Origin of the sequence: Haloarcula sp. KBTZ06, from assembly GCF_048595605.1 — an archaeon.
Lineage (GTDB): Archaea > Halobacteriota > Halobacteria > Halobacteriales > Haloarculaceae > Haloarcula > Haloarcula hispanica.
Map to the genome: position 1 here is coordinate 587955 of NZ_CP184337.1, position 17506 is coordinate 605460.

The following is a 17506-nucleotide window of genomic DNA, read 5'->3' on the forward strand; positions in this document are numbered from 1 at the left end:
ACAAGAGCGTGCTGAAGCGGGACCGGACCACACTTGGTTGTCCCGTCCACAGAGAGAACCATGGAGACGACTGCGGCGTTTCGCGGCCTTATCTGCACGGCGTGTGGCGAGGAAACCGACAGCACGAGCGACCGCTGTCCCGACTGCGGCGGCGTTCTCGTCGGCGACTACGGCGTTCCGGACCTGACGCCTGCGGACCTGCCAGACACGACCGGACCCGGCCGCTACGAGCCGCTGCGGCCGTTCCCGCAAGACGCGACCGTGACGCTCGGCGAGGGGGCGACGCCGCTGGTCCCGGTTCCGGATCTGGCAGAGGAACTCGGCGTCGACTCGGTGTACGTCAAAGACGAGGGGCGCAATCCGACGGCCTCATTGGGCGACCGCAAGGTCTCGCTCTCAGTCACTGCCGCAGCGCAGCGCGGGGCCGAGCGCGTCGTGACGCCGTCGACCGGCAACGGCGCGCAGGCCAACGCCGCCTACGCGGCCCGCGCGGGAATCGAATCGAAGGGGTTTGTCCCCTCGCGGTGTCCGTTCCTCAACAAGGCGATGGTGAACGTCCACGGCGGCGACATGCGCGTCGTCGAGGGCCGGTACGACGACGCCGTCTCGGCTTTCGACGAGGAACTGGCCGAGGCGTCTGACGGCTGGGTTACGGTCGCGCCCGGCCACCCCTTCCGAATCGAGGGAGCCAAATCCGTCGCGTTCGAGGTGATCGACGACCTCGAATGGACGGCCCCAGACGCGGTTGTCCACCCCACCGGCCACGGTGAGACCCTCGTCGGTCTCGAACGCGGCTTCCGGGCAGCGACCGACAGCGGGCTCACGGACTCAGTGCCACGAACCTACGCCGCACAGCCGGACTCGACGGCCGCCATCGCCGACGCCGCACGCGAGGGGGCGAGCGAACCGGCCACCATCGAGCACCCCGACACTATCGTCGGCCCGCTGGAGGTGCCCGACCCCGCCGCCGGCGCAGCGGCGCTGGACTCGCTCGACCGCTCGGGCGGCGACGGCGTCGCCGTCTCGGACAAGGACATCCTGGCCGGTGCCGTCGATGGCTGCGAGATGGGACCGGAGACCGGCGCGACCGGGGGGACGGCAATCGCCGGCGCGAGAGCGTTGGCTGACGAGGGAGCTTTCGACGATGACGACGTCGTCGTCCTCGTGAACCCCGTCGCCGGAAGCAAGGAGGCGGACCTGCTGCGCAGTCACCTCATGAGCCAGGGTATCTGAGGGCGCGGTCGGCCGGAACGCTGGCCGTCGTGGCACACCACCGCATACTTCGGTGTTGTTTAGCCCGTCGTGGCACTACCCAGACCCGATGCGCACCGCAGCGTTCAGCGAACTCACTGGCCCGGACGGCGTCTCGATTGTGAACCAACCGACCCCCGAACCCAGACGTGGCGAGGCGGTGGTCTCCGTCGAAGCGTGTGCCATCAACCGCCACGACCTCTGGGTTCTGGAAGGGGATTCTGCGATGGTCGACACCGACGACTTGCCGTTCGTCAGCGGACTCGACGTTGCCGGAACCGTCGACGCCGTGGGCAAGGGCGTTACGGCTGTCGAACCCGGAGACCGTGTGGTCCTCTGCCCGAACGAGACCTGCGGGACGTGTCGCTACTGCCGCGAGGGGCCGGAGAACCTCTGTGAGAACTTCTCGCTGTACCACGGTGGCCTCGCCGAGGCGGCCCGCGTCCAGGCCGACCGCCTCGTCAGGCTCCCCGACGGCGTGGGAACGGTCGACGCGGCCGCGCTTCCGACGGCCTATATGACTGCCTTCCACATGCTCCGCAGGGTTGACGCCGGACCGGGCGACCTGGTGTTCATCCCGGGCGTAACTGGCGGTGTCGGCGTCGCAGGCGTGCAACTCGCGTCCGTTCTCGGTGCTCACAGCGTCGGGACCTCGTCCTCACAGGCGAAACTGAACCGGGTCGAATCGCTCGGCCTGGACTACGCCATCGAGAGCACCGACCCGGACGAGATTCGAGCGGCGGTCACCGACATCGGAACCGTCAACGGCGTGCTCAATCACCTCGGTGGCGAGTACACGCAGCTCGGTCTTGACGTTCTCCAACGTGGCGGCAGCATGGCCGTGTGTGGACGGACGGCCGGTGGCACATCCGAGATCGATATTCCCGACCTGTTCCTCGGCCACAAACGTATCATCGGGAGTACGATGGGGACCCAGGGCGACCTGGAGCGACTCGTCGGCCTCGTCGCCGACGGCGAGCTCACCCCGGAAATTGATGCAACGTACCCGCTCGAAGAGACCGGTGCGGCGTTTGCGGCGATGCAGGACCGCGATGGCGTCGGGAAGCTCGTCGTGACGCCGTAGTCACCCCAGCGACCCGGGACGGTGTTTCTCCGGACCGATTCCGGTGGAAACGGGGCAAATGTGTGGCCGTCAGTTCATTTCTCAGTCTCCGCCGATCACCGAGCGACGATGACTGGAACGGGTGAGTTACGGAACACTTTCTGGGCGACGTTCCCGACGACCAGTCGATCGGCCAACGCGCCGCCGTGACTTCCGAGTACGACCGAATCGAAATCGTCGGCTCTATTCAGAATCGCCCGAGCCGGATGTCCCAGTTGTACCTCGGTGGTGATTTCGACATCGTACTCGGCAGCGATCTCCCGAGCGTCGTCGAATACCGCCTCCGAACGCTCCTCCGCGGCCGCTTCGATGTCGTCCGAAAGAGCCAGTGCCGTGGCCGCTCCCCCCAACGGTGACGGTCCGCCCACGACGTGTAAGACAGTAATCTCCGCCCCAGGGTGGTTCTCAAGGGCGTACTCGAGCGCCCGCTGGGCCATCTCCGAGTCGTCCATCGGAACGAGAATCTGTGAGATCATATCCCGACTACGATCAGGTGGCTGATAAAACGGTGGTGCGCTTGTCTCATACTGTTGGCTGTAACTATTTCAAGATATTCGCCACCCTGAGGTGGCGAAATTCTTCACAGATGTACAGCCGACAGTATCAGGATAAGCGACGTATTACTACTGTGGTGATCTTCTATCTCGCTACGGCTTTTGTCGGGTACTGTGTCGGTTGAACGAGGCGTGCGAGATGCAGCACGCGTACGCGGCATAAGATGATTCTCGAATGGACGACGCTACTTCGTGGTGAGAATCGAACGTAGTGTTAAATCAATAGCCTGTCAAACTGTGTCCATGAGCCGAACGATCGACTCGATTCTCGTGCCGACCGACGGCAGTGACGGCGCACGGATCGGTGCCCGGCGAGGTATCGATCTCGCTGCCACAATCGGTGCCGACCTCCACGTACTGTCAGCGGTTGACTCCCGTGACATCGAACCGGATCTGAATTCTGACGGGCAGACTGACCGGGAGCGTCTCCTCGAAGCGGAGGCAGAACGAGCGGTGGATTCCATCGCCAGACTCGCCCGGGCACATCTCTCTGGGCACATCACGACCGCTGTCGAGTCGGGCATCCCGTTTCAAGTGATCAACGACTACGTCGATACCCACGATATTGATCTCATCGTTATGGGGACACAGGGACGGACAGGGTTCGAACGGGTTGTCCTCGGGAGTGTCGCAGAAAAGACGCTCCGGACCGCAGATGTCCCGATTGTCACGGTAACGCCGGACGGGGACATCGTCGAAATCGGCGACCAGCGGTACGACAACGTTCTGCTCCCGACTGACGGCAGCGAGGGCGCAGAACTCGCGATCGAGTGGGGAATCACGCTAGCTGAGGTGTTTGACGCAACGATACACACGATGTATTCCGTCGATACGAGTCGCTTCGGCGGCGTTGAGGGGGCAGCCGAGATTCACGACGCGCTTGAGCAGACCGGCCAGGAGGCACTCGAGACGGTCCATGAGCGTGCCAGAGATGCAGGCGTCAGTGTCGCGGGTAATATCGCAAGCGGCCCGGCTGCACGCGCTATCCTCTCCTACAGCGAGGAACACGATATCGACCTCATCGCGATGGGAACACACGGTCGATCCGGCCTCACGCGATATCTGACCGGAAGCGTCACTGAGACGGTTGTCCGTAATGCGGCTGTACCGGTCTGTTGTGTCCCGATGCAGTGACAGGTGTTCAGTCTCTCCCTACGATGCGCGCTGTCTCGACGCACCAGACGCGTGCTGTTTTGCAGTGGTGTACGCTTCCCGGACACGCTTGAACTCGTCCTCGTTGCCACCGTGGTCCGGGTGGACCTCCTTGACGCGCTCGCGGTAGGCCGATTTCACGTCGTCCAGCGACGCGCTCTGGGTCAGGCCCAGTTCGCTGAACGCCTGCACTGTCGGGTGTGGTTCCTCCTCAGGGTCCGGACCGAGGTTGACTTCGGGCGTCTCGAAGGGCAGGCGCGCGCCGAGGTAGACGCCGGGCATCTCGTGTTCGACCAGTACGGGAACAGTCGGCGACCGTTCGATGCGGTAGTACGCCCGGGCGTCGAACGTGATCGCCACGTCCCGTTTCGGCAGGTAGAAGGCGACGTGTTGCCCCTCGACGAAGTGGTTCTCGGCGAACTGCTCGTCGATGGCGGTGAGGTACTCCCGCAGCTCCGCCCGGCGTCGCATCTCTCCGCCGTCGGTCGCCTGCCGGTTCGGCCGCTCGGCCGGAAACACGCGGTTGGCGAGGACGAACAGCCCGGCGACGACGAGGGTTCCGGCGACACCGAGGACGAGCCCGAGGAGCAGCCACTCCGGTAGGACGCCCGGTTCTGTCTGCACGCCCCTCCGTTAGGCTCCAGTGGTAAAGAAATTCCCGCTCTCCGGTAGCAACGACTCCGAGGTCACCAATACCGAGCCACGGGAACGGCAATCTGGCTCAGCCGATATACCTGAGGTCCTCGTCGGCGGGCGACGGGGAGTTCTGCTGTTCCATCTCCTGAATTTTCCGGACGACCTCCTCCATCTCGTCGGCGCGGTCCTCAAGCGAACTGTAGTCGACCTCGAACCCGATGACGTCCTGAAGGATTTCGAGGACGGCCTGCGCGCTCTTGGGATCGACCAGGTAGCCCGACGTTTCGCCCATGAGACAACTGGCCGGCACGTCGCGGCGCTTGCTCAGGCCCAGCAGCAGGCCGGAGACGCCGACGATACCGCCCGCTGGTTCGTCCTCGCGGAAGGCCACGCCAGCGTCCTCCAGCGTTTCCTTGAAGTCTTCGGTCGTCGTCGCGCCGAGTACGTCGTACTCCTCGATGAGTTCACCGGTCGGGACGCCGCCGAGGGCGAACACCCGCTGGACGCCGAAGTCGTCGGCGATATCGAGGAACGTGTCGGTCAGCCCGTAGTGGCCCTGGTTGTCCTGGGCCTGGTGGTCCCCGGAGAGTACGAGCAGGTCCTGGCCCTCATCGGGGGTGACAGCGTGGAACTCGGCGCAGGCGAGCTGTGCCTGGCCTTCGTCGATGCTGACCTGTGGGGGGAAATGTGTCGAGTAGACGCGGCGGACGAGCTCGCTTTCGAGCTCCTCCAGCAGGTGTTCTGCGGCGAGTTTGCCGACGTGGCCGACGCCGGGCAACCCCTCGACCAGTACCGGCTCGTCGAGGTCGGGGTCCGCTACGCGCTCGATGTCGAATTCGTCCATACGGCTTATTCGCGGCTGCGGCGCTTAAGAGAACGTCGATACTCACCGTAGCTGTCTTCGGGCGAGAACGGCGCGGGTGCACTGTTGACCGCCTCGTGCCCGCACTCCGGACAGGTGTCGTCCAGCGTGTACACCGGCCGGTCGTGTTCGGATTCCCAGGCGGCACAGACGCGGATGTCCGATTTCATCGATGGGAAGTCACTGGCGCGACAACCGATTTACTCGTCGTCTTCGCTACGCTCGCGGTGGAACTGCCCCGAACCACCGTGTTGCTCGACGACCTTCGCAGCGCGGTCCGCGCTCTCTTCGAGCGCGTCCTCGGCGGTCTTGTAGTCGGGCGCTTGCACCTGGATGCGGTACTCGGGCGAGCCGACGTAGGTCACTTCGAGCTCGATCTCGTCGGGGACCTCGCCGTTGCCCTCCGCGGCCTGGAGCGCCTCCTTGATCACGTCGACGCCGTCGCTTTCGGGACAGGAGAGGTCGACGTAGCCGGTGACCTGAACGTACGGCACAGAGACGTTGTTCCGAGCCGTCTGCACGATGGCGTCGATTTCCTCCTCGGAGAGGTCGACGTCTTCGAGGGCGTCCTTGCCGTGGATAGCCGCCGACTCGAACCCGTCGTACATCGAGCCGAACTCCGCCAGCAGCTCGTTTGCGATGGCGGCGTAGGTCTCGTCGTCCAGGTCCTCGCCGAAGGCCAGTTCCATCCAGTTGTCGGCCTTCTGCTCGTTTTTCCACTCCTGGATCTTCTCTTTTCGCTGGTGGTCGTTGACGTCCTTGATCGAGAGGTCGATCTGCTGGGCGCTCTCGTCGACGTCAAGCACCTTGGCAACGACTGTCTGCCCTTCGTTGACGTGGTCGCGGACGTTCTTGATCCATCCGCTGGCAACCTCGGAGATGTGACAGAGGCCGCGCTTGCCTTCGTACTCGTCGAGGTCGACGAATACGCCGAAGTCCTCGATCTCGTCGATCTTGCCGACGACGAGTTCGCCCGGTTCGGGCCAGCCGCTGTATTTCATCCTATCGGGCCTCGACGACGGCGGTCACTTCGCCTTCGATGTCGGCCTTGCCGCCCGTCGGGCGGGCGATAGTGTGGCCACAGACGGCACACGAAACTTCGCTCGCGGCCTTCTCGAAGAGGGTCTGTTCGTTCTCGCAGTCGGGGCATTCGACGGTGATGAAGCTTCCTGCCATCGTTACTCCTGGAACTCCAGTCGGCCGGCGCGCCATCCCTCGCGGAGGTGGGCCTTCCCACACTCGCCACAGCGGTACTTGAGGTCCGTCTTCTTGGTGGGCTTGTCGCCACCCGGGACCTTCGAGAACTTGCCGTCGTTCCCGATACCGGAGTTACGCTCGCGCTGGCGGTCGATCCACTTCATGCCGGTCTGACGGCCGCTACGGACTTTCTCGACCTCGTGTTCCTGGTGCTCGTTACAGTGCGGACAGTACGTATTGAATCGTCGTGGCATCTGCATAGATATCGGCCTTACCGAGCGATTTGACGTGGCCGCTTAAAACCCGTTTGGTTCGCACCTGTTGTGCGGCGCTCGATTCCCCGCTGCTGTGACTGAGTGACCGGCGCTACGACAGCTATCCCACACCGTTACCGGAACCGCGCGGAGGGACCGGTCGACTCGATTCGGACCGCGCCGAACACGTCTGACGTGTCTGCCCCGGCCACCAGTTCGAGGTTCACCGCTTCGCCGGTCGAGAGCGACCCCAGCTTCGCCGCCAGTTCCTCGTCGATGTAGTCCACGACCTCGTAGACTTCGTCGGCTTCGACGTCCCGGAGTTCCATCCGTCCGTCGTCGTCCATCGGGCTGACGACGACTGAGGCCCGCTCGCACGACCGCTGCTGTTGTTTCAACATACACGACTGTCGCTATTCCGGATATATAAATATCCGCTATCAGGATGTTTACCATCTAAACACTATCGGCAAGAGTATAAGGTCATTCTAGTCACAGGTAGTTCACCTGTCGCCCGCTGTCGGCTAGTGCGTCGTGTCGCAATCGCCTTCGAAGTCACTAAGTACGCTGTTGGCAAAGGAACGGGCATGAAGAAGCTCATTATCCACGGCGACCCGGGGCTGCGAAAGGGCGGCCGCATCGAGTACGAAGACGAGGAGTACGAGGTGTTCTCGGTCTCGCGGCAGGGCGACTGGCACGGCCCGGACCGACCACAGCTCTGGTGTACCATCGGCTCGGAGGACGAGGAAGAGACGTTCAAACGGCAGGAGTACATCCCGATGCATCTGGACACGGACGACATCGAGGCCGAGGCCGTCACCGTCCTCCGCGAGCGCGCGCCGCCGAACGCCGAGTCCTGACTCGGCCCGCAACGCTCCCTGAAAAATCGTCCTTCGCCCACAGTACTCCGCTTCTTTTTCAGAAGTACTCCGGTCGGACCTGATAGATGACGACGCCGTCAGTTCGCTTCGCCACGGTCACGCCCTGTAGCTGGTCGACAGTCACGTCGCCGTAGCGGGCCCGCTCTGCGGGGCCGACGTAGACGTAGCGCACGTCGTACGCTTCGAGCAGGCGACGCTGCTCGGTCGCGTCCCCGGTGTAGATCGTCTCCACGTCGTCGACGCGGCGGTCGTACACCGTGTCGTTGCGGTACTGGGCCTCGTGAGTCCAGCCGGCGACGGTCGGCAGGCCGGTCAGGCTCGACGGCGCGCTTGCGCCCTCACCGTCGTCAGCATCCCACTGGTAGCCCGCCGGTGCGGCCGTGACGATGGTCGGCCGCCCAGCCGTGTTCTCGTCGAGCCACCGAATCGCCTCAGCTTCCTCGGGATGGTCGTCGTCGAGATAGGCCAGTCCGTCAAGCGTCGGGTCGCCCGCGGCCTCGACGTGGTTCGAGAGCGCGAACACGCCGTACAGCGACGCTGAACAGACGAGCAGGGCGACGAACGTACGGACGCCGATGCTGGTCCATGCTCGCGCGCGGTCGTCGGTCGGCCGCCAGCGGGTGAGCAGCCACGCCAGCACCGGGCCGGCGGCGACCCCCCAGAGCACCCACACCTGCATGTACGTCTTGAAGACGGTGTTCATCCGGCCGATGTTCTCCCTGACGAAAACGAACTCGACGAGTAGGACCAGCCCCGAACCGGCGAGAATCAACACCGCCTCAAAGCCGACGGGTTGGTCGCCGCCGTCAGCGAGCGCCGGGACCGCATCGACGGTTCGGTCGAGCGTCGGCGAGCGCGCGAACAGCCACGCACCCAGCAGCAGGGGGACGAGCAGGCCGACCGCCGCAATATCGAGTGTGGCCGCGAGCGCCGCCGCACCCACGGTCACGAGACCGACGATTCGGGCCGTACTCCGCCCGACGGCACGCCCGGTCTGGGCGTACAGGTACAGCCAGAACGGGGCGACGAACAGGCCGTGAACGGCCAGGAGCTCCAGCAGTGAGGTTCGGTCGGGCAGGACCGCTATCTCGCGTCCGCTCGCCGGGCCGAGCCAGAACGGGAGCGACCAGAGCAGTCCCAACGCGATCACGAAAGCAGCGACGGCCAACCCCAGTCCGATTCGGACGCCCTCCTGGCCCGGCCCGTTCAGTCGGAGCCGCTGTCCGACGTGCTTCGGCAGGAGCGTCGTCGGATCGGCCGGCGCGACGGTGACCGTCAGCAGGGCCAGCCCGCCCATCGACGGGAACGACCAGGTGTTCGTCACGGCCATGATGCCGGCGACGGCCGGGAGCGCGCCGAACAGCAGTGCGAGCCGCCGGCGGCGTTCGGCGGCCGGCGTCTGGTAGTAGCTGAAACAGAGCGCGGCGGCTAGCAACAGGAAGCCCGTGCTCATCATGTGGGCGTGCATGTCACCGTTGAGCCAGGCGAACAGCGGGAACTCGTCGATGACCAGCGCAGCGCCGGGCTCGTACGTTCCGAAATCGGCCGCGCTATCTTCGATGACGCGGCTCGCGTCCCAGTAGCTAAACGAGTCCGGACCCGATGCGAGGCCGTCCAGTTCGTAACCGCCCCGCTCGACGACTGTCTGGCTCAATCCATCGGGCAGAAGCCAGATGACGAACTTGGCGGGTGTCGACAGATTGCTCGCGATGCCCACACAGAACGCCGTGAGGCCGGCTGCCAGTCGTCGTGGGAGACCGCGTTCGCTCGCGACAGCGCCCGCCAGTCCGTACGCCGCCGTGACAAGCGTCGCGTAGAAGCCCGCCAGCGCGAGATTGTACGCGAACTGTCCCGCGGTTCCCGTTATTCTGGTGAGAATCGCCGCGACGAGGTGCCCGCCGTAGTAGTACGCGACCGGTTCGCCGGCGAACCACATGTCCTCTAGCGGGAGGCTGTCGGCCCGCACGAGCGACTGCAACAGTCCGAAATCGAGGAACTTCTCGCCGCCAATGGGGACGATCCCGGGGTCAAGCGCGCGGATGCCGACGACGAACAGAAACGCGACTGTGAACACGCCGGCCGTCTCGGCATAGGTTCGAGCGTTCGGTCCGCCATCAATCCACCAGACAGCTAGCGTACTCACAGCGAGAACGCCGACGCCGAGCCAGACACCGACTGTCAGCGAGAGGCGACCGACGAAATAGGTGACCAGCCACAGTATCGATACCGCGACCGGGACGCCGAAGGCGACTCCGCGGTCGGCGAAGCGAGGGAACAGCAGTCCAGCGACGGTCCCGCCAGCGTACAGTAACAGGAGGTAGAGGGCGAGCCAGGTGGCGAGGAGCCCGTATTCCATCAGTGAAGGGACCGGTTCGCTGGCCTATACGCTTTTTCGTTGCTCCCGGACTTATGACCTGATTAGGGACCGGTAGCTTCGAACTGTTTTTACTTCCGCCTGTCCGATTACTCGGCAATGTCGCCGACCGTTGGGGTTGTCCTCCCAGCCTACCGTCCCGACATGGACCAGCTCGGGACCTATATCGCCGCTATCGACGATGCCCTCGATCCGCGGACTATTGTCGTCGAACTCGATGCGCCACGAGACGGCGTCCCTGCACAGCTCCGGTCGCTCCCGGCAGCGGTCCACACTGTGCCCTACCGTCGCGGGAAGGGCGCAGCGATCACCGCCGGATTCGAGCGACTGGAGACCGACGTGTTGGCCTTCGTCGACGCCGATGGGTCGACACCGGTCCGCTCGCTCGAACGGATACTGGACCCGGTCACCGGCGGCCGAACGGACCTCGCTGTTGGCTCCCGACGTCACCCGGACGCGACGGTCGCCACCCATCAGACGTTCGCCCGGCGGTTCCTCGGCGACGGCTTTGCGTGGCTCGCCGGCCGGTTGCTCGACGCGCGGCTGTACGACTATCAGTGCGGTGCGAAAGCCATCGACGCAGCCGCCTGGGAGCGCGTCCGTGACCATCTGTACGAGCCCGGCTTCGCGTGGGATGTCGAACTGATAGCTATCACCGCGGCGCTGGACCTGTCTATCGAAGAGGTCCCAATCGAGTGGGAGGACAAGCCCGGCTCGACGGTGTCTCCGATACGGACGTCGATAGACCTGCTTGAGGCACTGTTGACAGCCCGCCACCGGTCGAAGCAACTGCGCGATGATCGCTTCCACACGGCTCTGGCCGATCACCTCGACGAACCAACTGCCCTTGTCGAGAAAGACCGATGATGGACATCGAACAGCAGGTTCGCCGCGTCGTTCCCGACCGGTTCGAGTCACTCGTGTCGGGCGTCCGGTTCGGCCAGTTCGTCTCCGTCGGTGTCGTCGGCGCGATCAGCGACAACACGGTCCTCGCCGTACTTGGCCTGGCGTTCGGCGTCAGCGATATGTGGGCCAAAGCCGCCGGCGTCGAGACGGCCATTCTGGTGATGTTTCTCGTTAACGAACACTGGACGTTCGCCGGCCAGGGTGACACCGGCCGCCGTTCGTTCGCCAAACGGCTCGGGAAATCCCATCTGGTCCGGTCCGGCGGCGTCGCGGTACAGCTCGCCGTCTACTGGCTGCTTACGCAGTGGCTGACGGTTGAACTCGTCGTCGCCGGAACTGACCTGTGGTTTATCGCTGCGAGCCCGCTCGCGATTGGAGTCGCGATGCTGGTCAACTACGTCGCCGAGAGCATCTTCACCTGGCAGGTCCACGCGGACGAGTGAGAATAGCGCGTTACTAACTCACGGACGGCACTCGAATCACAACCCTTAATGAGGGGACCGGACTACGAGAAAGTAGCGGGATGGGATAGCCAGGAGATTCCGGCGGGCTCATAACCCGCAGATCGGTAGTTCAAATCTACCTCCCGCTATATTCTGTCGCTCACAAATCCGTGAGCGACTGGAGAAGTCCAGTAGATTTGACCGAGAGAACACCGAGCGATAGCGAGGTGGTCGCGTTGTTCAAATCTACCGCCCAATGTTCTCGCGCTGCAGACTGCTTTCAGCCTGTTCACCGCTATTGCTCCCTGCTGTACCCTTCTCCGGCCGCTGTGAGTGTTCGGTACAGCGTGGCGACCAACGCCGCGACGAGCAGCACGCCAAGGACCTGTGCAGCCGTGTTCTGCGTCTCGAATGCCCACGGGAGCGACAGCGCTACAAACCCGACAGAGACGATAAGTCCGGCGAGTGTCGTGACGGTGACTAACAGATACCGGGCAGCACGTTGAAGTGAACCGCCGCGGTCCAGCGTAGCGAGCCCGTGTCGCTGTACCATCGCCCCCTCCAGCGCCAGCCAGAGTGCCAGCAGTGCGGCCACGCTGAAGCCGATGGTTCCAATCGGGTCCGGAACCACGACTCCTGTTAGATGGGTGGTGATTCTGCCCGCGAAGACGAGCAGCCCGAGCGTCAGTGGCCCAAGCAAGACAAGTGAACTAAACAGTGCGGCGAAATCCTTCGTGAGGGACCGAATGGAGGGGGACACAACAGCCAGTGTCGGCTCAGGTTTTTGTAAGCCTACTGGTGACTACTGGCGGCTCGCCCTCGCCTCGCTACAGAACCGTATCAACAACCGCTCTAGTCGTCGCCGTGCTCGTCGACGATGGTGACCTCGCCGTCGATGACCTGAACGTTGATCAGCGTCTTGGCGTCGTACCCCGCCTCGTCGAGCTTGTTCGTCCCGTCGGCTTTCTTGATGACACAGACGATGTCGCGGATGTCCGCGCCGATGTCTTCGAGCGCGCCCGTGAGTCCGGCCAGCGTCCCACCGGTCGAGAGCACGTCGTCGAGGACGAGCACTTGGTCGCCCTCGTACACGTCGTTGACGTACATCTCGCTCTCGGAGTAGCCGGTCACCTGAGACAGCGATACCTCGCCGTCGAGTCCGTACTGGCGCTTGCGGACGACGACGAGTGGGATGTCGGTCATCAGCGAGACGGCTGTGGAGATGTGGATACCCATCGCCGCCGGTGTGACGATCTTGTCGACGTCGTCGAGTTCTGCCTTCCGAATGATCTTGATGACGATTTCGCGCAGAAGTTCCGGTCGAAGCATCGGGACCCCGTCGCTGATGGGGTGGACGAAGTAGTGATAGCCTTCCTTCTCGATAATTGGCGCTTCGAGTAGGGACTTCTTGAGTCGGTCCATGCCGTCGGTACTACAAGCCCGTACTAAAATTCTCCGTCACCGACTCAGTAGAGTGCCAGCAACTCACCGAGCGCTCGCATCATCGGCAGGAGGTGCGAATCACCCAGTGCGTAGTACTCGACGGTGGTCAGGAGTAGAAACACCGTCGCAACGCCCGTTGCGGCACCGAGAAGCACTGCACCGGCCTGCCCGGCTCGGTCTTCGGAGCGACCACACAGTGCCCAGATACCGAGTGGAATAGCGATTCCAAGCGCGAGCAGCGCGTGCAACTGGAACGCTTCGCCGATGCCGTTCACCGTCAGCGCGACGAACACTACGGTCACCTGCCCGCCGATCAACACTGTCCCCGCAACTGTCCAGAGGAACACGTCCCAGTGGTCCGCGAGGCTCCCGCGTACCGCTGGGAGCCGCACGAACAGATACACGCCGAGCGGATAGAGCGGGAACAGATACCGGGCAGTCACCTGCGCGTGCAGCGGCAAGCGGCTGTTGTACAGCAGGACGACGCCGACGAACGCCGTTATGGCGAACGCGTCCACGACACGGTCGGCGCTGAGCGTTCGGTCGGCCATCGACGAGGGCAAACGCAGCCGTCGGAGGACTGGAAGCGCGCCGAGCATAGCAACGAGTACCGGCGCAGATTCGAGCAGCGAGAGATTGACGGATTCCTCACCGGTGTTATCGAGCGCACCGTCCGCGCTTCCCGACCGCACGAACGCGTGGTACACGTCATCTGGTTGCTGCTGGAGCGTTTTGAGTCCCGAAACGAGTTCGCCGCCAAGCAGCAGCAGTGGCCGCATCCCGCTTTCGAGGGTTCCGAGCAGGGGTGCCAGCGGCGTGAGCAATCCACCGGACCCGCCACTGCCGCCACCACCGCTCGTGCCGCCTGTTCCGTCTCCCCCGAGGGAGCCGCCACCGGAGATCAACCTCGGGGGTTTGATCGGCGATCCGGAGATGGCGATATTAGTGAGGATGAACGGCAGCAGGGAGAGGGCGAAGACGATGCCGATACGAGCAAGCGTTCGTGGGCTGTTGTCCGGGGCTGTCGGGATATCGACCAGTGCCAGGGCGACACAGAGCAGGAGCGCTTCCGGAGCGTGGACCCACGCGTACAGTCCCACAAGTGCGTAGGCCAGCGAACGGAACGTCTGTCGCTGCGTGATAACTGCCCCGTCTGCTGGCTCGCGGCTCCGATAGAGGCAGTACGCGATGCAGACGACCACCGTCCCGGTGACAGCGTGGCGCTTTGGCACCGTCGCCCAGAAGGCCAGCGGTGTCCCGGCTGTGAGCACCACGGCGCTCAGGAGCCCCAGCCGGCGTGTGTGCATCCGACTGAGAAGCCGATAGAAAACCACCGGCGTAAACGCCGCGATGAGGAGATGCGTCAGTTGCAGCGCGTACAGATGGGTTCGGCCGGCGTCGAGTGGCTGTGCCAGCGCGACGTTCAGTCCGAACAGTCCCAGCACGGCAACGGTACCGCTGTAGAGGACCCAGTCGCCGTCGGTGTAGTGACTGCACTGGACCACCAGTGCCAGCAGCGCGAGCGACCAGAGCGCGACCAGTGCAATCCGGAGTTCGACGACAGCGGTGAGCATGTCGAGCACGAACACGGCCGGCAACGAGAGCACGATGACACCGTAGTTGCGCGCGTACCACTGGCCGCCGTACCTGCTCGCCCCCGGCGTATCGAGTCCGGGGCCGTAGGCCGCCTCGGTCATCGCTAGCTGTCCGTTCGAGAGGCTGTACAACCCGTTAGCCAGCGTGTAGGAATCGTTTATCAGGAATGCCGTCCGCCACAGTAGCCCGAACAGCACGACCGTCGCGAGAAACACAGTCAGGCCGAGCCGGTCGCCGAACAGCACCGAGTATGCCGTCTCGCGGGTGTTCGACAGCGCGGGCGTCCGCTGTCGGAGACGCCCGACGAACTCCGTCGCCGTCATTCGACCACCGATATCGTGACGTTGCGCGTCGCCACTACGCCGTGGCCCGCCCCGTCGCGCTTGCTCACGGTCACTGTTCCGTTGTACTGTTCGCGCTCTATCTCCCCGTCAGTGAACGTGTCCGAGGCCAGCGTCAGGTCGTAGGTATCACCGGTTGAGTCGTCCAGGAAGTGATTCGTCGTCCGCGTGTACCCCAGTTCCTCGATTGTGAGTTCGTAGACGAGTGTCGGCCGCCCGGTCCGATTCGCGAACTGTATGCGGACCGGCGGTGCATCGAGGTAGTAGCTTGCCGCGCCGTAGGACCCTTTCTCAATCGTTACTTCGTCCGGCATTTCAACTGTGGAAACCGTGACATTGCCAGATTCGAGTGCGACCGACTCTGGCTCGGATGCCAGCGTGACGCCGGGGACCAGCGGGCCGGAAAGCAGTGTGACGCCGAGTATAAAGGCTATCACACTGGTGACAACAGCCCGCGTTCTTTCCATTGTTACCAGTCACTAGATATCTGGCAATAAAAGTATCGTGGAGAAAGTGCTGTAGCTTGGTACCCTGATAAAACAAGAATAGAGACGCAGTTATGCGTCAGGTCCGCTGTCGGAACCCAGCGTTGCAGACGAATCGCCTTCAGGCGGTTCATAGACGACATTAACATCGTAGTTGCTATACACACCAACATCCAGAGTCGAGCCGGCTGAAACCTCGCTATCCTTGGCGCCGTAAGCCGACGTACTGGACCATGCCTCATCATCGGCATCGTAGTCTGCCTGATCCGGGCTGGAGTCTAAGCCTTCAGTTGAGAGGTCTGAGTCTGTCACCATGTTCTCTCCTCGGATATACAGACTGCCTGCCTCAATAGTATCGCCACCATCATGCGAGACCGTTAGGAGGCCAGAATCGGAATTTGAACCTGCACTTGCGTCATACTCAAAACTGAAACTAGCCTGCGGCGTGGCCTGCTGCGCCTGGTCACCGAGACCAAGCACAAAGGAGGCGATTACTGCGGCCAGAATGACCGTGATTGCGACCATCAGGATGACCCCGATGACCGGCGACACTGCGTCGTCGTCGTGGATGAGTTGTTTGATATCCATGGTTTGTTCGACGCACACCGCGAGTGTGACCCGAGTAGGAACCCCCTATACATCGAAGGATTTCCTTACCGGCTCGCGGGGTGTGCTGACTCAACCACATGAGATGTGCCCACTTATACTCACAACACGTTTTAGCCGTTCAACGTTGCCTTGAAAGCCTTCAAGGCTGGCTGTACCGCCGAAATTCGATAGGCGGTGCGTGGATAGTTCAGCGGTAACTGAGACAAACGAAACAGCGCAAGCCGTGAAACAAACTGGGTGTGTCAGTCGTCCGATTCGGCTTCCTGTGCCACATACTCGGTCAGTGTCATCTCACGACCGGCGTAAGTGTGATAGCCCGCCGAGACGCTGAGTACGACCGCGATCAGCGTGGCCCAGACCAGCGGCGGAATTGCCGTGAACGGATAGACGCCGACCCAGAGGATCGTCACGATTGCCAGACTGACCGCGCCGAACGAGAGGTAATACTCGCGCCAGGGGAACTCGCTTCCCGGCACGATTTCGAGATAGACGGTGAGTTCCTCCGTGTGTGCAGTCTTGGAGATCGTCCCGTTTTCATCGTCGTAGTCGATGATACCCGTTTCGTCCATCCGCGGGAGATGGGACTGCTGTAACGTGGTGTAAACGCGCTTCCGTTGCGCGCTCGTAACCTCGGTATCCGGGCACTCGTACTCCTGTGCGGCGACGTGTGACGCGAGGTCGCCGAGCTGTACTGGCCCGTCGTGTGCCCGTAAATACTGCAACGTGTAGCGACGCCGTTCGTTCTGCAGGACGTCGAATATCTCGCCTTTGGAAAGGTCCTCGTCCGTCGTGGAGTCCGACCGTTCTACCTGCTTACTCATATCATATTCTCCAGTTCCCCACCACCCATCGCAGGGAATACAGCCAAACTCAGAGTGTGCATTAGTTATAAACTCACGGATTTCACTGCCGGAAAAAACGATATGTCGCGAGCTTATGCGTTTGGTCCGGACGCAGTCGCCAGTGTCGCGGAGTTGTCGCCGGTAGCTGACTGATACACAACATTTAGTGTGTAGTCGCCAGCGCTAGTCACGCCCACGTCGACTGAGTCACCGGCGACGACTTTTGAATTGCTCCCGCTCGTGCTACTCGCCGGCCAGGAATCGTCGCTGGTTGTAATGTCCTGTGAACCCAGATTAAGGTTTGACCCTCTAAAGTAGAGATTGCTTGCCTTGATTGAGTCACCACCGTCGTGAGTGACTGAAACCAGGTCGCTTCCACTATCGTAGTCCGTACTAAAGCTGGCTTGCGGTGCCGTGTTGCTGACCTGATCGCCCAGACCGAGGACGAATGTTGCGATAACGGCCGCGAGGATGACCGTGATTGCGACCATCAGGATGACCCCGATGACCGGCGACACAGCATCGTCGTCGTTGAAGAATCGTTTGAGTTCCATTGT

The 17506-nt window shown here is 62.9% G+C and carries 22 protein-coding genes and 1 tRNA gene; 7 read left to right on the forward strand and 16 right to left on the reverse strand.

Annotated elements, in window-relative coordinates; genetic code table 11:
- The first annotated feature begins 60 nt into the window (after nucleotides 1–60).
- Nucleotides 61–1233, forward strand: a complete 1173-nt coding sequence (locus ACNO8S_RS03160; protein WP_420182463.1) for a threonine synthase — start codon at nucleotides 61–63, stop codon at nucleotides 1231–1233.
- 88 nt (nucleotides 1234–1321) lie between these two features.
- Complete coding sequence (locus tag ACNO8S_RS03165; RefSeq protein ID WP_420182464.1) at nucleotides 1322–2335, forward strand: alcohol dehydrogenase catalytic domain-containing protein; 1014 nt, start codon at nucleotides 1322–1324, stop codon at nucleotides 2333–2335.
- A gap of 95 nt (nucleotides 2336–2430) precedes the next feature.
- Here the strand turns inward: ACNO8S_RS03165 and ACNO8S_RS03170 are convergent, their stop codons facing one another.
- Complete coding sequence (locus ACNO8S_RS03170; protein ID WP_420182465.1) at nucleotides 2431–2850, reverse strand: universal stress protein; 420 nt, start codon at nucleotides 2848–2850, stop codon at nucleotides 2431–2433.
- A gap of 321 nt (nucleotides 2851–3171) precedes the next feature.
- Here ACNO8S_RS03170 and ACNO8S_RS03175 point away from each other — a divergent pair, with 321 nt between their 5' ends.
- Nucleotides 3172–4062, forward strand: a complete 891-nt coding sequence (locus tag ACNO8S_RS03175) for a universal stress protein (protein ID WP_014039674.1) — start codon at nucleotides 3172–3174, stop codon at nucleotides 4060–4062.
- 18 nt (nucleotides 4063–4080) lie between these two features.
- Here ACNO8S_RS03175 and ACNO8S_RS03180 read toward each other — a convergent pair whose 3' ends face one another.
- The 7 genes from ACNO8S_RS03180 to ACNO8S_RS03210 all read right to left on the reverse strand — a co-directional run bounded on the left by ACNO8S_RS03180 (nucleotide 4081) and on the right by ACNO8S_RS03210 (nucleotide 7430).
- Nucleotides 4081–4704, reverse strand: a complete 624-nt coding sequence (locus ACNO8S_RS03180) for a J domain-containing protein (protein ID WP_014039675.1) — start codon at nucleotides 4702–4704, stop codon at nucleotides 4081–4083.
- A gap of 97 nt (nucleotides 4705–4801) precedes the next feature.
- Nucleotides 4802–5560, reverse strand: a complete 759-nt coding sequence (locus ACNO8S_RS03185; protein ID WP_420182466.1) for a proteasome assembly chaperone family protein — start codon at nucleotides 5558–5560, stop codon at nucleotides 4802–4804.
- A 5-nt stretch (nucleotides 5561–5565) separates the two neighbouring features.
- The gene (locus ACNO8S_RS03190; RefSeq protein ID WP_420182467.1) at nucleotides 5566–5748 is read right to left on the reverse strand and encodes an RNA-protein complex protein Nop10; all 183 of its coding nucleotides are present in this window, start codon (nucleotides 5746–5748) and stop codon (nucleotides 5566–5568) included.
- Nucleotides 5749–5778: 30 nt separating this feature from the next.
- Nucleotides 5779–6579, reverse strand: a complete 801-nt coding sequence (locus tag ACNO8S_RS03195) for a translation initiation factor IF-2 subunit alpha (protein WP_420182468.1) — start codon at nucleotides 6577–6579, stop codon at nucleotides 5779–5781.
- Nucleotide 6580: 1 nt separating this feature from the next.
- Nucleotides 6581–6754 carry a 30S ribosomal protein S27e gene (locus ACNO8S_RS03200; protein ID WP_004518703.1) on the reverse strand — a complete coding sequence of 58 codons (174 nt, stop codon included), beginning with the start codon at nucleotides 6752–6754 and terminating at the stop codon, nucleotides 6581–6583.
- Between the two features lie 2 nt (nucleotides 6755–6756).
- Complete coding sequence (locus ACNO8S_RS03205; RefSeq protein ID WP_004593654.1) at nucleotides 6757–7035, reverse strand: 50S ribosomal protein L44e; 279 nt, start codon at nucleotides 7033–7035, stop codon at nucleotides 6757–6759.
- Nucleotides 7036–7163: 128 nt separating this feature from the next.
- Entirely contained in the window at nucleotides 7164–7430 is a 267-nt protein-coding gene (locus ACNO8S_RS03210) for a hypothetical protein (protein WP_420182469.1), read from the reverse strand.
- Between the two features lie 186 nt (nucleotides 7431–7616).
- On the opposite strand from ACNO8S_RS03210, the gene ACNO8S_RS03215 reads away from it, so the two are divergent.
- A complete protein-coding gene (locus tag ACNO8S_RS03215) occupies nucleotides 7617–7889 on the forward strand; it encodes an HAH_0734 family protein (RefSeq protein WP_004593652.1) in 273 nt (90 codons plus the stop codon).
- 58 nt (nucleotides 7890–7947) lie between these two features.
- Here ACNO8S_RS03215 and ACNO8S_RS03220 read toward each other — a convergent pair whose 3' ends face one another.
- Complete coding sequence (locus tag ACNO8S_RS03220) at nucleotides 7948–10266, reverse strand: DUF2298 domain-containing protein (protein ID WP_420182470.1); 2319 nt, start codon at nucleotides 10264–10266, stop codon at nucleotides 7948–7950.
- 117 nt (nucleotides 10267–10383) lie between these two features.
- Between ACNO8S_RS03220 and ACNO8S_RS03225 the strand changes: the two genes are divergently transcribed.
- The 3 genes from ACNO8S_RS03225 to ACNO8S_RS03235 all read left to right on the forward strand — a co-directional run bounded on the left by ACNO8S_RS03225 (nucleotide 10384) and on the right by ACNO8S_RS03235 (nucleotide 11782).
- The gene (locus tag ACNO8S_RS03225; RefSeq protein ID WP_420182471.1) at nucleotides 10384–11151 is read left to right on the forward strand and encodes a glycosyltransferase; all 768 of its coding nucleotides are present in this window, start codon (nucleotides 10384–10386) and stop codon (nucleotides 11149–11151) included.
- Nucleotides 11151–11633, forward strand: coding sequence for a GtrA family protein (locus ACNO8S_RS03230; protein ID WP_014039682.1), 483 nt, complete (start codon nucleotides 11151–11153; stop codon nucleotides 11631–11633). Before ACNO8S_RS03225 ends, ACNO8S_RS03230 begins: the two co-directional genes overlap by 1 nt.
- 74 nt (nucleotides 11634–11707) lie before the next feature.
- Nucleotides 11708–11782: transfer RNA gene (locus ACNO8S_RS03235), tRNA-Met, on the forward strand.
- Nucleotides 11783–11928: 146 nt separating this feature from the next.
- Here ACNO8S_RS03235 and ACNO8S_RS03240 read toward each other — a convergent pair.
- From ACNO8S_RS03240 to ACNO8S_RS03270, 7 genes are all read right to left on the reverse strand, one after another.
- Complete coding sequence (locus ACNO8S_RS03240) at nucleotides 11929–12393, reverse strand: hypothetical protein (RefSeq protein ID WP_146417546.1); 465 nt, start codon at nucleotides 12391–12393, stop codon at nucleotides 11929–11931.
- Between the two features lie 92 nt (nucleotides 12394–12485).
- Complete coding sequence (gene hpt, locus ACNO8S_RS03245; RefSeq protein ID WP_004518711.1) at nucleotides 12486–13055, reverse strand: hypoxanthine/guanine phosphoribosyltransferase; 570 nt, start codon at nucleotides 13053–13055, stop codon at nucleotides 12486–12488.
- 44 nt (nucleotides 13056–13099) lie between these two features.
- Complete coding sequence (locus tag ACNO8S_RS03250; protein WP_420182472.1) at nucleotides 13100–14995, reverse strand: hypothetical protein; 1896 nt, start codon at nucleotides 14993–14995, stop codon at nucleotides 13100–13102.
- Nucleotides 14992–15480, reverse strand: coding sequence for a hypothetical protein (locus ACNO8S_RS03255; RefSeq protein WP_420182473.1), 489 nt, complete (start codon nucleotides 15478–15480; stop codon nucleotides 14992–14994). Before ACNO8S_RS03255 ends, ACNO8S_RS03250 begins: the two co-directional genes overlap by 4 nt.
- Before the next feature lie 90 nt (nucleotides 15481–15570).
- A complete protein-coding gene (locus tag ACNO8S_RS03260; RefSeq protein WP_129755131.1) occupies nucleotides 15571–16086 on the reverse strand; it encodes a type IV pilin in 516 nt (171 codons plus the stop codon).
- Nucleotides 16087–16349: 263 nt separating this feature from the next.
- Nucleotides 16350–16928, reverse strand: a complete 579-nt coding sequence (locus ACNO8S_RS03265; protein ID WP_420182474.1) for a DUF7344 domain-containing protein — start codon at nucleotides 16926–16928, stop codon at nucleotides 16350–16352.
- A 113-nt stretch (nucleotides 16929–17041) separates the two neighbouring features.
- Nucleotides 17042–17503, reverse strand: coding sequence for a type IV pilin N-terminal domain-containing protein (locus ACNO8S_RS03270; RefSeq protein WP_050007431.1), 462 nt, complete (start codon nucleotides 17501–17503; stop codon nucleotides 17042–17044).
- Between the last annotated feature and the right edge of the window lie 3 nt (nucleotides 17504–17506).

Excerpts from the sequence above, each read along its gene's own strand:
- ACNO8S_RS03205 (WP_004593654.1), bottom strand. The coding sequence starts at position 7,035 with ATGCAGATGCCACGACGATTCAATACGTACTGTCCGCACTGTAACGAG.
- ACNO8S_RS03255 (WP_420182473.1), bottom strand. The coding sequence starts at position 15,480 with ATGGAAAGAACGCGGGCTGTTGTCACCAGTGTGATAGCCTTTATACTC.
- ACNO8S_RS03170 (WP_420182465.1), bottom strand. The coding sequence starts at position 2,850 with ATGATCTCACAGATTCTCGTTCCGATGGACGACTCGGAGATGGCCCAG.
- ACNO8S_RS03185 (WP_420182466.1), bottom strand. The coding sequence starts at position 5,560 with ATGGACGAATTCGACATCGAGCGCGTAGCGGACCCCGACCTCGACGAG.
- ACNO8S_RS03165 (WP_420182464.1), top strand. The coding sequence starts at position 1,322 with ATGCGCACCGCAGCGTTCAGCGAACTCACTGGCCCGGACGGCGTCTCG.
- ACNO8S_RS03200 (WP_004518703.1), bottom strand. The coding sequence starts at position 6,754 with ATGGCAGGAAGCTTCATCACCGTCGAATGCCCCGACTGCGAGAACGAA.
- ACNO8S_RS03215 (WP_004593652.1), top strand. The coding sequence starts at position 7,617 with ATGAAGAAGCTCATTATCCACGGCGACCCGGGGCTGCGAAAGGGCGGC.
- ACNO8S_RS03230 (WP_014039682.1), top strand. The coding sequence starts at position 11,151 with ATGGACATCGAACAGCAGGTTCGCCGCGTCGTTCCCGACCGGTTCGAG.
- ACNO8S_RS03210 (WP_420182469.1), bottom strand. The coding sequence starts at position 7,430 with ATGTTGAAACAACAGCAGCGGTCGTGCGAGCGGGCCTCAGTCGTCGTC.
- ACNO8S_RS03225 (WP_420182471.1), top strand. The coding sequence starts at position 10,384 with ATGTCGCCGACCGTTGGGGTTGTCCTCCCAGCCTACCGTCCCGACATG.
- hpt (WP_004518711.1), bottom strand. The coding sequence starts at position 13,055 with ATGGACCGACTCAAGAAGTCCCTACTCGAAGCGCCAATTATCGAGAAG.
- ACNO8S_RS03250 (WP_420182472.1), bottom strand. The coding sequence starts at position 14,995 with ATGACGGCGACGGAGTTCGTCGGGCGTCTCCGACAGCGGACGCCCGCG.
- ACNO8S_RS03270 (WP_050007431.1), bottom strand. The coding sequence starts at position 17,503 with ATGGAACTCAAACGATTCTTCAACGACGACGATGCTGTGTCGCCGGTC.
- ACNO8S_RS03260 (WP_129755131.1), bottom strand. The coding sequence starts at position 16,086 with ATGGATATCAAACAACTCATCCACGACGACGACGCAGTGTCGCCGGTC.
- ACNO8S_RS03195 (WP_420182468.1), bottom strand. The coding sequence starts at position 6,579 with ATGAAATACAGCGGCTGGCCCGAACCGGGCGAACTCGTCGTCGGCAAG.
- ACNO8S_RS03265 (WP_420182474.1), bottom strand. The coding sequence starts at position 16,928 with ATGAGTAAGCAGGTAGAACGGTCGGACTCCACGACGGACGAGGACCTT.
- ACNO8S_RS03175 (WP_014039674.1), top strand. The coding sequence starts at position 3,172 with ATGAGCCGAACGATCGACTCGATTCTCGTGCCGACCGACGGCAGTGAC.
- ACNO8S_RS03190 (WP_420182467.1), bottom strand. The coding sequence starts at position 5,748 with ATGAAATCGGACATCCGCGTCTGTGCCGCCTGGGAATCCGAACACGAC.
- ACNO8S_RS03220 (WP_420182470.1), bottom strand. The coding sequence starts at position 10,266 with ATGGAATACGGGCTCCTCGCCACCTGGCTCGCCCTCTACCTCCTGTTA.
- ACNO8S_RS03160 (WP_420182463.1), top strand. The coding sequence starts at position 61 with ATGGAGACGACTGCGGCGTTTCGCGGCCTTATCTGCACGGCGTGTGGC.